The sequence below is a fragment of the Desulfovibrio litoralis DSM 11393 genome (genome assembly GCF_900143255.1).
Taxonomy (GTDB): Bacteria; Desulfobacterota; Desulfovibrionia; order Desulfovibrionales; family Desulfovibrionaceae; genus Frigididesulfovibrio_A; species Frigididesulfovibrio_A litoralis.
Genome location: NZ_FRDI01000003.1, coordinates 180,549 through 196,839, shown reverse-complemented (window position 1 = coordinate 196,839; position 16,291 = coordinate 180,549). Strand labels below are relative to the sequence as shown.

12 protein-coding genes and 1 tRNA gene are annotated in these 16,291 nt (G+C 38.6%); 10 read left to right on the top strand and 3 right to left on the bottom strand.

The genetic code is table 11. The features are described 5' to 3' along the window. Positions 1–92: 92 nt before the first annotated feature. Positions 93–1,229: an efflux RND transporter periplasmic adaptor subunit gene (locus BT999_RS03280; RefSeq protein WP_084650571.1), complete on the top strand. Its 1,137-nt coding sequence runs from the start codon at positions 93–95 to the stop codon at positions 1,227–1,229. 24 nt (positions 1,230–1,253) lie between these two features. Further along, positions 1,254–4,364, top strand: coding sequence for an efflux RND transporter permease subunit (locus BT999_RS03275; RefSeq protein ID WP_072696343.1), 3,111 nt, complete (start codon positions 1,254–1,256; stop codon positions 4,362–4,364). A gap of 103 nt (positions 4,365–4,467) precedes the next feature. Here BT999_RS03275 and BT999_RS03270 read toward each other — a convergent pair whose 3' ends face one another. Further along, the gene (locus BT999_RS03270; RefSeq protein WP_072696342.1) at positions 4,468–6,045 is read right to left on the bottom strand and encodes an alpha/beta hydrolase; all 1,578 of its coding nucleotides are present in this window, start codon (positions 6,043–6,045) and stop codon (positions 4,468–4,470) included. A 507-nt stretch (positions 6,046–6,552) separates the two neighbouring features. On the opposite strand from BT999_RS03270, the gene BT999_RS03265 reads away from it, so the two are divergent. The 8 genes from BT999_RS03265 to rplT all read left to right on the top strand — a co-directional run bounded on the left by BT999_RS03265 (position 6,553) and on the right by rplT (position 14,508). After that, a complete protein-coding gene (locus BT999_RS03265) occupies positions 6,553–8,931 on the top strand; it encodes a DUF3536 domain-containing protein (RefSeq protein WP_072696341.1) in 2,379 nt (792 codons plus the stop codon). 44 nt (positions 8,932–8,975) lie between these two features. After that, positions 8,976–9,995, top strand: a complete 1,020-nt coding sequence (locus tag BT999_RS03260; protein WP_072696340.1) for a DHH family phosphoesterase — start codon at positions 8,976–8,978, stop codon at positions 9,993–9,995. 121 nt (positions 9,996–10,116) lie between these two features. Then, on the top strand, positions 10,117–10,872 hold the full coding sequence (locus BT999_RS03255; RefSeq protein WP_072696339.1) for a hypothetical protein: 756 nt from the start codon (positions 10,117–10,119) through the stop codon (positions 10,870–10,872). 121 nt (positions 10,873–10,993) lie between these two features. After that, positions 10,994–11,068 (top strand) — tRNA-Val (locus BT999_RS03250). Between the two features lie 110 nt (positions 11,069–11,178). After that, positions 11,179–13,113 (top strand): threonine--tRNA ligase, encoded by a 1,935-nt coding sequence (gene thrS / locus BT999_RS03245; RefSeq protein ID WP_072696338.1) that lies wholly within the window; start codon positions 11,179–11,181, stop codon positions 13,111–13,113. After that, positions 13,100–13,654, top strand: coding sequence for a translation initiation factor IF-3 (infC, locus tag BT999_RS03240; protein WP_072696337.1), 555 nt, complete (start codon positions 13,100–13,102; stop codon positions 13,652–13,654). The genes thrS and infC overlap by 14 nt, the downstream gene beginning before the upstream one ends. A gap of 143 nt (positions 13,655–13,797) precedes the next feature. Then, positions 13,798–13,995, top strand: a complete 198-nt coding sequence (gene rpmI, locus BT999_RS03235; RefSeq protein ID WP_072696336.1) for a 50S ribosomal protein L35 — start codon at positions 13,798–13,800, stop codon at positions 13,993–13,995. A 159-nt stretch (positions 13,996–14,154) separates the two neighbouring features. Next, positions 14,155–14,508 (top strand): 50S ribosomal protein L20, encoded by a 354-nt coding sequence (gene rplT / locus BT999_RS03230; protein ID WP_072696335.1) that lies wholly within the window; start codon positions 14,155–14,157, stop codon positions 14,506–14,508. A 280-nt stretch (positions 14,509–14,788) separates the two neighbouring features. Here rplT and BT999_RS03225 read toward each other — a convergent pair whose 3' ends face one another. Together BT999_RS03225 and BT999_RS03220 are read right to left on the bottom strand one after the other, a co-directional pair. Further along, the gene (locus tag BT999_RS03225) at positions 14,789–15,496 is read right to left on the bottom strand and encodes a cell division ATP-binding protein FtsE (RefSeq protein ID WP_072696334.1); all 708 of its coding nucleotides are present in this window, start codon (positions 15,494–15,496) and stop codon (positions 14,789–14,791) included. 173 nt (positions 15,497–15,669) lie between these two features. After that, positions 15,670–16,278, bottom strand: coding sequence for a 50S ribosomal protein L25/general stress protein Ctc (locus tag BT999_RS03220; RefSeq protein ID WP_072696333.1), 609 nt, complete (start codon positions 16,276–16,278; stop codon positions 15,670–15,672). Between the last annotated feature and the right edge of the window lie 13 nt (positions 16,279–16,291).

Here is a 16,291-nt window from a genome sequence, read left to right as displayed (position 1 = left end):
TAAAGTGCTTTTGTTCGTAAGATACTTATAAAAGCCAAGTTTAAACTTAACCAATAATTTTCTTTTTAATCGTGAATACGGAGGCTTAATATATGAAACTAAAACGCAATATACAGTACAGTTTGGCATTGTGTTTTCTTTGTCTTTTTGTACCCTTTAATTTGTTGGCTCAAGCACCTCCACCTCCGACGGTTACTGTAACTATTATTGAAAAAAAACCGGCAACTCAAACCCTTTATTATCTAGGGCGTGTAGAAGCCATTCACGCTGTTGATGTTTTAACCAGAACAGAAGGCTTTATTGAAAAAGTGCATTTTAAAGAAGGACAAATGGTAAAAGCCGGCGACCTTCTTTTTGAAATTAACCCTGATGTTCATTTATCCGAAATTGACCAAGCTAAAGCCAGATTAGCCAGTGCTAACGCTTCGTTAAATCTTGCGACTGTTACCTTTCAGCGTATTGATGCTTTAGCTCGAAGCCGTGCAACTTCTCGTGCGGACGCCGACCAAGCACAAGCAGACAGAGATGTTGCCCGTGCTAACGTCTTACAAGCCGAAGCCGCTCTTAGAGCCAGAGAGTTAATCTTAAGCTTTACTAAAATTACTGCTCCCGTTGCAGGACGTATAGGGCATACTCGTTTTGATGTAGGTAGTTTTATTAATTTAGCCTCAGGTTCGCTGGTCAATATTGTTCAGCTTGACCCTATTCGTGTTGTTATAGGTATTCGTGAGCGTGATTTTATTACTGCCAGTTCAGGCGGTAGCGATTTAAAACTGGATATTTTGGGAAAAGACTTTGCACCTAAGCTACGCCTTGCTAACGGTTCTATCTTCCCAACCAGAGGTGTTTTTGATTCCATAGACAATAGAATTAATACTCAAGTCGGCACGGTTGACGTTAGAGCCAGATTTAATAACCCCGATAATATTTTATTACCCGGTGGTGCGGTTGATGTTACTATAGATGCTCAAGAACCTCCTCTTGTTGAAGTTGTTCCTATTGTCGCTTTACAACAAGATCGAGAAGGTTTTTTTGTATTAGTTGTTAATGATGATAACTCATTTGAGAGACGTCGAGTTAAACTTGGCATTCAACTTGAGCAAGAATTTGTCGTACGTGAAGGTTTAAAAGTTGGCGAAAAAGTAATTATTGAGGGTTTACAGCGTGTTAGACCAGATGTACCTGTTAATCCAATTATTGCACCACTTGCACCAAGACTAGACCAATAAGGTTAGAACAATAAGGAAGTCCATATGTTAAACTTTTTTATCAGTCGACCTAAATTTGCTATGGTTATCTCTTTAGTGATAACGATAGTTGGGGCTGTGGCTTTAAGATTTATTCCGGTGGAACAATTGCCGGACATTACTCCGCCCGTTATTAGCGTTAGTGCTTTTTATCCGGGTGCAAACGCCAATGATGTCAGTGAAGCTGTTGCTGCTCCTATTGAAGCAGAAGTAAACGGCGTTAACGGCATGTTATATATGGAGTCAACGGCTTCAAATAACGGTAACTATGAGTTAAATATTACTTTTGCTCCGGGTACAAATCCTGATTTAGCGGCTGTTGAAGTGCAAAATCGGGTGGCACAAGTTAACGCTCGCCTACCTGTTGAAGTTATAGATCAAGGTGTTGAAGTTCGCCAGCGTTCTACGAATATTTTGCTCGGTGTAAGTATGTATTCGCCTGATGGTAGTCAAAGCCAGTTGGCACTAAGCAACTTTACCAGCATTAACGTTAGTGATTCTATTGCTCGTATTCCTGGCGTTGGGGTAGTTCAACTTTTTGGTGCTCGTGATTATAGTATGCGTATTTGGCTTGATCCAAGTCGCATGAACGCTTTAAACATTACAACCCCTGAGATTCTTCAGGCGTTAAGAGAGCAAAACGTTTTGGCGGCTGCCGGACAGGTTGGTTCGCCTCCAAGCTCCGAAACGCAACAACAAACATTAACGATTGTTGCCCAAGGGCGTTTAAGTTCTGCCGAGGGTTTTGGTAACCTTATTTTACGCTCAGATACAAACGGTGCTTTTGTGCGTTTAAGAGACGTTGCGACAACAGTGCTTGGGGCGGAAAATTATGTAATTAATGCGGCTACAAATGATACACCTTCAGTGTTTTTAGCAGTATTCCCAGCACCGGGGGCGAACGCCTTACAACTTTCTGACGCTGTTCATAAAGAGATGGAAAGGTTAAAGCCTACTTTTCCTAGCGGTATGGGCTATGATATAAAATATGATTCTACCGACTTTGTTTCGGCTACCATGAATGAAATAGTAATCTCTTTAACTTTAACTTTTATTGTAGTTTTAGCGGTTGTTTATTTCTTCCTGCAAAATGTTCGAGCAATTTTTATTGTATCTATTGTTATTCCTGTTTCTTTAGTAGGTACTTTTGCTGTTTTATATGCTTTTGGTTTTTCGGCAAATACGCTTAGTCTTTTTGCGATTATTTTAGCGTTAACCATGGTTGTTGATGATGCTATTGTTGTCGTGGAAAACGTTTCACGTTTAATGGACGAAGACCCGAATATCAGCAGTGTTGAAGCCACCAAAAAAGCAATGAAAGAAATAGCTGGTCCGATTATAGCCACAACTTTGGTACTGTTGGCTGTTTTTGTGCCTGTTGCCGCCTTACCAGGGATTACCGGTACTTTGTTTAGACAATTCGCCGTAACTATTTCGGCATCAATGGCTATTTCCAGTATTGCCGCACTAACTTTAAGTCCGGCACTTTGTGCTACTTTATTAAGACGCAACACAGGACAACCAGGAAAATTGTTTGTTTGGTTTAACAATTTTTTAGATAAGCTCAGAGATGGTTATGTGTGGTTGGCTACAAAGGTGAGTCGTTTTGCCTTTGTTGCGATATTAGGTATGGTTGGTGCAGTTTTAATTACCTGGTTAGGTTTTAAATTGCTTCCAACAGGTTTTTTGCCAAACGAAGACCAAGGTTATTTTATTGTTAGTATTCAGTTACCCGACGGAGCGTCTTTATCCAGAACTTCTCAGGTTGTTGAACAAACCAGACAAATCGTTAAACGCCAAGAAGGTTTTGAAGATATTATTTTAATTACGGGCTATAATTTACTCTCTGGTACAGCGGCCACAAACTCAGCTTTTGGGTATGTGGTTTTAAAAGATTGGAGCGAACGCCCGCATGTAGAAGATATTATAAACCGTCTACAGCCTGAGTTAAATACTATTCCGTCTGCTTTTATTATAGCACAAAGCCCTCCGGCGATTATTGGTCTTGGTAATGCGTCTGGGTTTGACCTGCGTATTCAGGCCTTAAGCGGGCAGTCTATGCAAGAGTTGTTTATGGTGAGTAGTTCTATTATCACATTAGCCAATCAACATCCTCAATTAACACGAGTGTTTACTACTTCAAGTGCGGTTGTGCCTCAAGTGGCGTTAGAGCTTGACCGTGATCGTGCGGCACTTTTTGGAGTTCCACCAAGTCGCATATTTGGAACACTTCAAGCGGCTTTCGGTAGTATAACCGGCGGAGATTTTAATTATCAAGGGCGTGTTTTTAGGGTAATGTTGCAAAATGATATGCCATATCGTGAACGTATTTCTCAGATTTCTCAATTAAAAGTACGCAACAATAATGGACAGTTAGTTAGTTTAGATAGTGTAGTGAAGGTAAGCCAAACTATTGGTTCGCCTTTTATTCAACACTTTAACCAGTTTAGAACAATAGCTATTAGTGGTAGTCCGATGCCGGGCGTGAGCAGTGGTGAATCCTTGGCAATTATGGAAGATATTTTAAAGAAAAACTTGCCTGATGGTTATGATCGTGCTTGGAGCGGAATGTCTTATCAAGAACAACAAGTAGGAAATCAGGCTGTTTTTATTTATATAGCGGCTTGTGTATTTGCTTATTTGTTCCTTGTTGCTCAATATGAGAGTTGGACTATTCCAATGACAGTTATTTTTTCGGTTATTTTCGCTATCAGCGGTGGTTTAATTGGTTTAGGTTTAGCAGGTTTTGCTAATGATATTTATGCACAAATCGGGCTGGTTCTGCTTATTGGTATTGCGGCCAAAAACGCAATTTTAATTGTGGAATTTTCAAAAATGCGGCGAGAGGAAGGGGCGAGTATCCATGATGCGGCTATTGAGGGTGCTAAAACTCGTTTTCGTGCGGTTATGATGACGGCTATCTCGTTTATTTTTGGGGTAATGCCGTTAATGTTTGCGAGCGGAGCCGGTGCCGCTAGTCGTCAGATTATCGGAACTACCGTTTTTAGCGGTATGTTGGCTGCCACCGTTGTCGGTATTATTTTTATTCCGGCATTGTACAAATGGTTGCAAACCATGAGTGAATGGAAGTTGACAAAGAAAGAAGCCCAAGAATAAAATAGAAGTTTATATTAATTAGAACTATAATAAAAAGCCCCATGAACATTGAGTTTATGGGGCTTTTATGCTTTGTGAGTGTTTTGCTTAGTTCAATGAAAACCTAAGGCGTTATTAACTTTTCATCATCATAATCTAACATTTTTTCGTATTCTTCACTACTCATTTTAGGATTAGGATTGGCGAATTTTTGAGTTTTTAAACTTTCGGGAACGTTTTCTTTTGTTATAAAAATCTTTTCTTCAATTCTTTCCAAGAGATAAGGAAAGAAGGGGTTTGATGAAATACGAAATAGGGAATCAACGCTGATGACTAAAGCACCGCGTTCGCCATGAGCGGTTATCGTTCCTAAATTTATTCCAAATTCATTTTTAGTCTCAGGGTCGGGCGTCATTCCGTAAAGCGGGTCATTCATCGGAAACGGCAGGGCAACATGAGATAGCGAAAAAATTTGAGGCGGATAAATTAAATCTAGGGGACGAATCTGTTCAGTTGTTTCTCCGGCAAGTATTGTGCGTTCGACAACATTTATGTTATGTGGGGCTGCGTTTGCAATTACGGTAATTTTATAAGGCTGTGGTAACTCAGGCAAGATACGATCAAGCGCACTTCCAAAAGTTGTTCGCATTAAAGAGGCAAAAGTTGTGGCTTGGTTTACGTCAAAAAGCACAAGCTCACTGCCATTAGGCGGTAAGTGGGCGTAAAGATGCGAAATAATCGCAGGCGTACTTACCGTATAATCAACAACAGACTGAAAGGTAAGAATAGGCGGAATGTCTTTTAGCGTCCCTTTTCTCGCCAGTTCTAAGATTTGATCTTGAATTTCCATTGTTAAACGGTGAGATTGAGTCGCTCCGTTCACAGGGAAAGAGTTAAATTTAAAAGGGTTAAACTCAGGAACTATGCCGAGCCATGCTGTTTTTTCAAACATGGGTAAAAAGGCGGGCAGTGAGAATATTCTGGCAAAACGGGCAAATCGAGTAATCCCGATCATTGGAGATATTAAAATTACACGATCAGGACGTGCCATTTGAGAATTTTCAAGGGCATCAAGGGTATATTTTACAGCCAAAGCACCACCGTTTGAAAAACCGACAATATGTAACGGAGCCTCAGGTCTACACAAACTTTTTGCTTCTTTTACTGCTAATTCAGTGGCGGCAACCCAATCTTGCCAATCAACTTCTCTTAAAGCGGCGGGAACAGTTCCATGTCCAGGCAGTCTTATTCCAAGAGCGATAAAGCCCATTTCGTTGTAACGCTTTGCAATATGACGCAAGCTATAGGGCGAGTCGGTTAAACCGTGTAAAAAAACAACCGCACCCTTAGGATTTTCTATTTTATTTAATGCATAAGACCTGTTCCAGTCTTGGTTAAAACTTGGTGGATAAATTCGACTGTTTTCATAATAACGGTTTAAGGGGGTCTTTTGGTCTTCCGGTAATTTTTCCGTAACTTTTTGGCGTACTTCCAAAAACAATTGTTCTTCTCTTTTTAAGTAATCATTCCAAGTTGCCTTATTTAACTCCGTTTCTTTCATCTCATTGGGAATAACAGTATGCCAAAGTTGTAAAGAAGGTCCACCAAGCACAAAATATGTGCGAATGGCAATAAGTGTGATTAATATAAAAAGACCGAATAAGATAATGCGTTTTGTACTGATAAGGATAGTTCTTTTCATGATTTATTTTGAACCTGTTGTGAGAAGTTAAATTTTTTTTATAATATTATGTATATGTTTAAATATCAATCATAAAATATCTAAGTGGCTTTTGTTAGAAAGACACTCCAATAGGCTGGCTTTGCCTGCCAGTGGCTTTGGGGTCTTCTGGGGTGAAACCCTCGAAATAATAGTCCACTAGGCTGGCTTTGCCTGCCAGTGGCTTTGGGGGCTTCGGGGGTGAAACCCTCGAAATAAAGGGAAAATTTAATTTTCCGGTAAATGAGTAGTTTTTGTGGCTTAAGACGTTTTATGCTGTACGCATACAGAGCATAAAACGATGATCAAAGTACGCAAAACGGAGCTTTGCAATGGTATTATATATGTTATGTTAAAGAATTGCGGTGTAAATGTCGATAAAAAGTATAGAGCTGTGTGCTGATAATTCGCTTGTCTTAGTTTACCTTATTTTTATAATATGATATTCTCTAATAAATATTTATATGTTGAGTCGGACGGAGGCATTAAATGCGTCAGGTATGTATTCACGGTCATTTTTATCAACCGCCGAGAGAAGACCCTTGGCTAGGTTCTATTTTAAGTGAAGCTAGTGCTGCCCCCGAGCGTTTATGGAATGAGCGTATTTTAAAAGAAAGCTATTTACCTCTTGCTTATGCACGTCGTGTTGATGCTGATGGTAAAATTGTAAATATTATCAACTGTTATGAGTGGATAAGCTTTAACTTTGGTCCTACTTTAATGAAGTGGATAGATAGGCGTTCTTCCGATTTATCAAAAAAGTTAATTGAAGCAGACCAAAAAAGTTTTGAGCGTTTTGGACATGGTAATGCCATTGCTCAAATTTATCACCATATTATAATGCCTCTCGCCTCAGAACTTGATAAAGAGTTGGAAGTCGCATGGTCTATTGCTGATTTTGAAAAACGTTATAACAGAAAACCCGAAGGAATGTGGCTTTCTGAATGTGCCGTTGATATTGCCTCTTTGGAAGTTTTGGCGAAATATGATATTAATTTTACAATTTTAGCACCAAGACAGGCAAAAGCGATTTCCTCTTTATCTTCGGATAGTTGGGAATATATTCATGAACAGAACCTTGATATTCGTTTTCCCTATTTTGTTGAATTACCATCAGGAAAAAGTATTGCGGTTTTCTTTTATAACGGACCTATCTCCCAAGCCGTGGCGTTTGAACAACTTTTAAAAAATGGCGAAAATTATTGGCAACGCCTTAATCAGGCATCAGGCGAAGGCTTGTTGGCGGTTAGTACAGACGGCGAAACATATGGACATCATTTTAAATTTGGCGAAATGGCTTTGGCGTATGTAATTGAACAGTGTGTTAATAATCGAGACGGAGTGGAGCTTTCCAACTATGCGTCTTTTTTAGCGAAAAATCCGCCAAAATTTAAGGTGTTGTTGCATGAACCTTCCTCATGGAGTTGCGTGCATGGGATAGAACGTTGGCGGAGTGATTGTGGTTGTACTGATGGAGGACACACGGGCTGGAACCAAAAATGGCGTACTCCGTTACGTTCATGTTTGGAAAAAGTAAAGGCAAAGCTAGATTATTTTTATTTTGAATATGGCAAAAATATTTTTAAAGATCCTAAAGAAGCCTTGATAAATTACGGCAAAGTTTTGGCCAAACCTGAATATGCCACAGAATATTTTGAAGGCTGTTTAAAAGATAAAAAAGATGCGGGTAAAGCGGAAATTTTATTGACTATGCAGGAACAAGGTTTAGCCTCTTTAGCCAGTTGTGCTTGGTTTTTTGATGATATTTCTCGACTTGAACCTTTAAATGCCTTGACCTATGCCTTACACGCCACTGATCTTTTAAAAAAACTTGGCGGTGAAGATTTAACCTCCTTGATAGAACATGAGCTGGCTTATGCTCAATCTAATAAGCCTGAAGTTGGAAGCGGTCTTGAACTTTTTAATGCAAAAATTTTGCCTCGTCGTGAAAATATGGCAAGCATTTGTTTGCAAGCACTTTCGGCTCTTATGTTAATGCGAAAAATTCCTCAAGATGATTATAGCGAAGCTTTAAGCGATAAAGTTCCCGTTACTATGTCTTGGCCTTATGTGTCTGTTGAGTTACTTGAATTTATTAGAAAAACAGAAAAAAGTGCTGAGGGTAAGGTAAGAGTACGCTTTTATAATGAAGAAAAGGGACAAGAATTAGCCTTTTATTGGGAATTTCCGCTTGATCCAAACTATGGAAACCACAATGTATATAAGAAAATAATTTTGAATCAGAGTGATATAAGTTTGTTGTTTCAAAGTTTTATCAAAGTCGTCAGGGAAAACGGAGTTGAAGAAACAACAGGTTTTAAAGACTTGGCGAAACATAAAATACAGGCATTAACCTTGATTATGCTAAGTAATATGGCAAAAAACAATAAAGAATATCTTTTGCCTGTTGCTCTTAATTTAGTCTCGGTTTTTGATAGCTTTGAAGAGGCACAATATGATCAACCTTGTTCCGAATTGTGGTCGGAAATAATTTGTTATATTCCTCTTGCTTTGGTTGTTTCTGATGATATGACTCAAGAAAGACGCAAAGAAATTATCAAATATGTTAAGAGTTTTAGTTTAAACGAAATTGTTTTAAAAAGAATAAAAAATATAATAGAGTTTGCCGTATTGGAAGTTTTGGGTTTTGAGGCTGATGAAGTTTTAAAGTTTGGGATAAAAACAAATAAAATCGCCAATAACCAAAAGATAGAGGAAAATTCAATTAAAATTGCAGAAAAATATATTGAAAGGGCCAACTCTCTTGAACTTGGAATTACTTGGTGGACTTTACAAAATAAAATCTATAACTTAGGAAATAAGAAAACGGAATTTTCAGGTATAGCAGAAAAAATTGGTTTTAAATAATTTTTTTATTAATTGTCAATCTTGCAAAATGGTAAAACAAAAATATGGCATATTTTAAACAGTTAGGTAACAAAGTAGAAAAACTTCTTGCTTTGTTTAAACGAGAAGAGCGTTGGTTAATCTTGATTAGTGCTGATCCTGATGCTTTGGCGTCTGCCTCTGCTTTAAAGCGTATTATGCTTCACAAAACGGGAGATGTCAGAATTTGTGCGATTAATGCGGTATCACGCCCGGATAATTTGGCGATGATACGCTATACCAATATTAAACTTTTGGAATATGCTCCCGAACTTTTAAAACAATTTGACCGTTTTGCTATTGTTGATTCACAAGCCTCACACAGCCCTTTGTTTAAAGATATAAACTTTTCGATTGTGATTGACCACCACCCTTTGTCCGAGTGTTCCTCTGTGTCTGAATTTTCCGATATACGCCCCGACTATGGTGCAACCAGCACCATGATGATGGAATATTTACATAATTTGGGAATTAAACCCAGTAAGAACCTTGCAACCGCCATGTTATTTGGAATAAAAACCGATACGGCAAGCTTTCAGCGTAAATTTTGTGATGCAGATATTAGGGCTTATCACTATTTAACAAAGTTTTCCGATCAGGTAACTTTTAACGCAATAAGTAAAAGCGAAATGCACTATCGTTGGCTTGCTTATTTTGCAAAAGCTTGTCAGCGTTTAAAAAAAGTTGGGACAGGACACTTTGTTTTTATCGACAGGGTTGATAACCCCGATGTTTTGGTTGGTATTGCAGACTTTTTTATGCGTGTTTATGAAATATCTTGGGTAAGCGTTGCCGGCGTTTATCAAGATAATTTGATTATAATTTTTAGAAGTTGTGCCGGAAGGCGTAACTTAGGGGCTTTTGCTCATAAAAAATTTGGCGATGTTGGGTCTGCCGGAGGTCATAAAACAATGGCACGAGCCGAAATTCCTGTTTCCGCAATTCCGGGTTTTAAAATAGAACGCTTTATTTTAAACCGTTTGTTACCCAAAAGCGTAAAACAAAAGAATGAATCTAAAATAGTCGAAGAGGCTGATAAAAAATAATAAGTTGTGATTACGTTGTTCTCGGCATATAAATTGCTAGACAGTAATTTTAAAATGAACGTTGTCTGTTTTTTGACATGTATAATTTTTTTTATCTTTACTGAAAGGTTGGGTGTTGTTTATGCGGTTGAATTATATAGTTTTATTGGTGTTTTCTTTCGTTTCTTTATTGGGGTGTGGTCCTGAGACACAACAACGAGTGCAAATTGATTTGGCTTCGCAACCTGTTATATTTGCTGATGAGTGGGTAAAACGTATGCCGCCGATGGTCCAGGTTTCTCCGATAGAACCGATTGATCGTCCGATTTCTGTTTTATTTGTACCGTTTAGAGTAACCCAAAGTATGCAACACGCCGATGAGTTGGGTTATGGAATTGCCAGTAGCGTTTGGCAGACTTGGCTTGCTGATCAAACCTTTGATACTATTGAGTTTTCACGAGGTTCACAACCTTATCGTCGCGACCTTGCAATTCAAGAAGCCAGAAGTAAAGGGGCAGATTTAGTTGTTGGTGGTTTTATTACTCACTATTTTGCCGGTGGAAATAACGCAGACAGCCGTGTTTCAATGATTATTGAAATTCATGATGCCAGAAACGGTGTATTAATTTGGTCTTTAGCTCAAACAGGCATTATTCCGAAACAAACATTTAACGATTACCTTTTGTTTGCTGTTAAAACAAGGCTTCCTTCTGATCCTGTTTTTGCAATAGTCAGCACAATGGCACAAGATATGTCAACTTTGATCAAAACTTGGCGTGGAAAAGGTGGCGGTTCTTCCGAAGACAAGATGCCATTTTCAGGGCGTAGCGTAGGTTCACAACCAAGTTTTTCGGGCGAGCAAAATAATGGTGCTTCTAATAGAGGTTCAAGTTTTTAAAGACGCAATGTTTAATCTTGCCCGTCTGACAATAGAATAGCAAAGTTTCAATGTGATAATATGATTTTTTTCTTGACCTTTGAGAAAAGCTTATGTAAATACAAGTCTACCTTGACATTGTAGGCGCGTAGCTCAGGGGTGGAGCACTTCCTTGACATGGAAGGGGTCAACAGTTCAAAGCTGTTCGTGCCTACCAGTATAAAATTAAAAAGAGGGAGTCAAACTCTCTCTTTTTTTGTTTGCATTGTTAAATATTTATAGTATTCATAAGAATATAGTCGAATTCTGGATAAAGAGGAATAAACCATGCATGTATCCATAGATAATCAACCAATAGAACTACCTGAAAATATTACGTTTAATGATGCTTTTAAGCTGTCTTTATCTGGTAAAAAATTTAAAAATGTGCTTGCCGGAAAGTCAGATAACCGTATTTATGATTTAAACAGCCTTGTTCCCGCCGATACAAAAACAATAGAGCCGATATATACGGAAAGTTTTGAAGGGTTGGAATTAATTCGCCATAGTACGGCACACGTCATGGCCGCTGCCGTGCAAAAACTTTTCCCCGGTGTAAAAGTTACTATTGGTCCGGCTATAGATAACGGTTTTTATTATGATTTTGACTCTGAGCGTGCTTTTACGCCTGATGATTTGCCTTTGATCGAAGCCGAAATGAAAAAAATCATTGATGCCGCTTTGCCTTTTGTGCGTAGTGAAGTAACAAGCGGTGAAGCTCGTAGCTTATTCGGTAAGATGGAAGAAGCTTATAAGCTTGAATTGATTGATGCTATTGGTGAAGATTCCGTTTCTTTATATAAAAGCGGTGATTTTGTTGATCTTTGTCGTGGACCTCATTTGCCGGATACAAGTTATGTAAAGGCGTTTAAATTGACCGGAGTTGCCGGTGCTTATTGGCGAGGCGACGAAAAAAATGCAATGCTTTCTCGTATTTACGGAACGGCTTTTGCGGATCAAAAAGCTTTGGATAAATATCTTAACCAGATAGAAGAAGCCAAAAAACGAGACCATCGTCGTCTTGGTCCTGCTCTTGATTTATTTAGTTTTCAAGAAGAAGCTTGTCCGGGAATGGTATATTGGCACCCTAAAGGTGCGTTATTGCGTACTATTCTCGAAGATTTTGCCCGTAAAGAACACCTAAAACGTAGTTACGAATTGGTTCAAGGTCCTCAACTTCTTAAACGTGAACTTTGGGAAAAATCAGGACACTATGACAATTATCGTGAAAATATGTATTTTACCGAGATAGATGAACAGGTATACGGCATTAAGCCTATGAACTGTTTGTCGCATATGTTAATTTACCGCAGTCATACTCGCAGTTATCGAGATTTGCCTCAAAGATATTTTGAACTTGGTGTTGTGCATCGCCACGAAAAAAGCGGTGTTTTACATGGACTTTTACGAGTACGCCAATTTACTCAAGATGATGCACATATAATCTGTATGCCTGAACAACTTGAAGCGGAAATTATGGACGTTGTGCGTTTTGCGGCTGATATTTTCAGTACCTTTGGCTTTGAATATAAAATAGCTATTTCTACTCGCCCCGAAAAATCAATCGGTACTGACGAAGACTGGGAAAGAGCTACCAACGCCCTCATTCAGGCTGTTGAAAAATTAAAATTGCCTTATAAAATTAATGCCGGAGACGGTGCGTTTTACGGACCTAAAATAGATATTCGCTTAACTGACGCTTTGGAAAGAGAGTGGCAGTGTTCAACCGTTCAATGCGATTTCACCTTACCGGAACGTTTTGACTTATCTTATATCGGTTCTGATGGTGCAAAACATCGTCCGGTTATGGTACATAGAGCCTTGCTTGGTTCTTTGGAACGCTTTATTGGTATTTTGATTGAACATTATGCCGGAGCTTTCCCTGTTTGGATAGCACCGGTACAAGCAAAAATTCTTACTGTTACCGAAGCTCATAACGAGTTTGCCGAACAAATACGCAAAGAACTGACTTCGCTCGGTCTTAGAGTAGAGGCAGATTTAAGAAATGAAAAACTCGGCTTTAAAGTAAGAGAAGCTCAATTGGCAAAAATCCCTTATATCCTTGTGATCGGGGATCAAGAAAAAGCGGCAGGAGGAGTAAACGTTCGCCTGCGTAACGGCGATAACTTAGGGTTTAAAACACCAACAGAATTAAATTTACTTATTCGTGAAGATGCCGCTAAACCCTTTAAAAATGGAGGTATGACCTATAGTTTTTCCTAGTCCAAGACCAAAACGTAATGAGCCTCAGGTTGATACTACAAGAAGAAATGAACAAATTCGTGCCAGAGAAGTTAGACTGATTGGTGCAGAAGGTGAACAACTCGGGATAGTGTCTCGCAATGATGCTCTTAATATGGCTAAAGAAGCAGGGGTTGACCTTGTTGAAGTCTCTTCTAATGCTGAGCCACCTGTTTGTAAGATTATGGATTATGGCAAATATCGCTATGAAATCCAAAAAAAGAAACAAGAGGCTAAAAAGAAACAAGTTATTGTTCAGATTAAAGAAATTAAATTTCGTCCTAAAACAGATGAACATGATTATCAAACAAAACTTAACCATATTCGTCGTTTTATCGAAGATGGAGATCGTTGTAAGGTAACTGTTTTCTTCCGTGGACGTGAAATTGTTCATAAAGATCGCGGGCAAGCCATGTTGGAACGAGTAATCGAAGAAACCAAAGATATTGCAAAGGTAGATCAAGAAGCAAGAGTGGAAGGGCGTGTCTTACATATGATGTTAGCTCCGCTTCCTCAAAAATAAATCTTGATTCTGTCAAGTTTTATAATTTTTTGTCTTGCTATATAAAAATACTTGCTTCTATTTTTATTTTGGTTATTATGCCAGTTCTTTCTGTGTGATTTTTTTAGATCATATAGTTTGAAATAACGATTAAGGAGTTGTAAATGCCTAAGATAAAAACAAGACGTTCTGCTGCTAAGCGTTTTGAAGTTACGGGAACAGGCAAGTTTCGCCGTCGCCGTCAAAATTTGCGTCATATTTTGACCAAAAAAAATGCTAAGCGTAGAATGCGTTTAGGACAAAGTGCTATTGTTGACTCAACTAACGAAAAAGCTGTTAGTCGTATGTTGCCTTACGCATAATGATAAAAGATAACTATCTTAATTAAAAGATAAAATATTTTTTATATAACGAAATTTTGGTTTACAGGCATCTTGCCTAAAGCCGATGTTTAACTCGGCTGTATTCACTCATCTGGCAAACTCTCGCCTCGGTGAGCAATAAATAATGGAGGCGTATCAATGCGCGTGAAGAGAGGGATGGCATCACATCGCCGTCATAAAAGATATTTAGATGCTGCTAAAGGTTTTCGCGGAGGACGTAGCGTTCTTTACCGTACAGCTCGTGAAGCTGTTGAAAGAGCCTGGGCAAACTCGTTTGTTGGTCGTAAATTAAGAAAAAGAGATTTTCGTTCTCTTTGGATTGTGCGTATTAACGCAGGAGCTAGAGAACATGGTCTTTCTTATAGCCGTTTCATGAACGGTTTGGCCAAAGCCGGTGTTAGCCTCGACCGTAAGGTATTATCTGCACTCGCTATTTATGACAAAGAAGACTTTGCTAAATTAGTAGAACTTGCGAAAAGCAAATTAGCTTAATTTTTTATAATTCTTTATTTTACACAAGAGACCGAAGTTTTAGGGCTTCGGTCTCTTATTTTTTATTGTTATTATATTTAGGACTATTACGTAATAGTCTCTAAGGGCTTTCTTCAGGAAGGCACTCCAAAAATACTAATAAGGAAAATTTAATTTTTCTTTGAAATGAGTGGTTTTTCTGACTTAAGACGTTTTATGCTTGCATAGATAGCAGAAAACGATAACAAAAGAACGTAAAACGTAGTTTTGTAACGATCTGATTTAATGAATGTTGTTGGGTTTAACCAAACGTTGGCTCTTCGGCACTGCGAAAAATTTCAGCTCCGGACCAGTTGGCATAAGTTATTTTTCCGTCTTCAAGTCGCATGATTTTGGCTTTAGGGTGTAACCTTAATAAGTCATGGCTGTGGGTTGCAAGGATAACGGTTGCTCCGTAAGCTTGAAAGCGTAAAAATAAGTCCATCAGACGTAAGGAAAGGTCAGGGTCGAGGTTTCCCGTTGGTTCGTCGGCGAGTAAAACTTGCGGATTTATGACAAAAGAGCGGGCAATCGCCGTGCGTTGTTGTTCGCCGCCTGAAATTTCACAACATTTAAAAAATAAGCGATTTTCCAAAGATAAGGCTCTGGCAACAGCCTTAACTCGCCGCTCTATGTGTTGATGACCCAGCCCGCGTATTTCTAAGGGAAGGGCAATGTTTTGATAAACAGTTTCGTTTGGTAAAATACGGAAGTCTTGAAAAACAACACTGACTTGGCGGCGTAAGTTTGGGATTTGGTTCTTTTTTATGCCGTCTAGGCGAAAGCCAGCAATTTCGGCTTGCCCTCGTTGCATGGCAAGGTCAGCATATAATAAACGCAATAAGCTAGTTTTTCCTGCCCCTGATGGACCAGATAAAAATAAAAAATCACCTTTATCCAAAGAAAAAGAACAGTTTTTTAAAGCCCAATGACTGCCAAAGTTTAAAGAAACATGTTTTGCTTTAATCATTTTATTTTTATTTTAAGCAGTTAAAAGATTGAATTAGATTATTTTTATATAAACTTCTTAAACTTACAGTTTTTCATCTTAATATATATATTTTTTATTTTCAAATGCTTTATCAGGTAGAAAAAAAGGGCGCTGAAACACGCCCTCTTTTTACACAAAAAAACTTTATTAAGTTATTTCTTTTTCTCTTTTTCTCCGCCTTCTTCATCAGCAGCGGCAACTTTAGAAATAACGCTTACGATAATGGCTTCTTTTGCGAGTTTTGCTTTAACGCCTTCTTCAAGTTTTAAGTCGCCAACTCTAACGTGTTGGTTAAGACCTAAGTCGTTGATGTCAATGCTGATTATTTTAGGCATTGATAAAGGCTTGGCAATGATTTGTAATTCTTCTCTTAAAACTTCGAGACTTCCGCCGAGTTTAGTGCCTTTGGCAACGCCGATAAATTCAAGAGGTACTTTTACTTCGATAGGACGTTCAAAATCAACGCCATAAAAGTCAACGTGGTCAAAACGGTTTTTAAACGGGTGGCGTTCCAATTCCCAAATTAATACGGGGTGAGTTGTTTTTTTGCCGTTATCGTCTATTTCAAGATTGATAACAGTAGTACGCCCTGCGAACATAGCCATTTTTTCCATGGCAAGGTGGGGCACTTGAACCGGAATGGTTTCACCTTTTGCATTATAATAAATACCAGTAACAAGACCCTCAGAACGTAGTCTGCGGTTTGCACCTTTACCTGTTTCGTTACGTTTAGTAACAGAAAGAACTTTAAGATTAGACATTTTTGACTCCTTC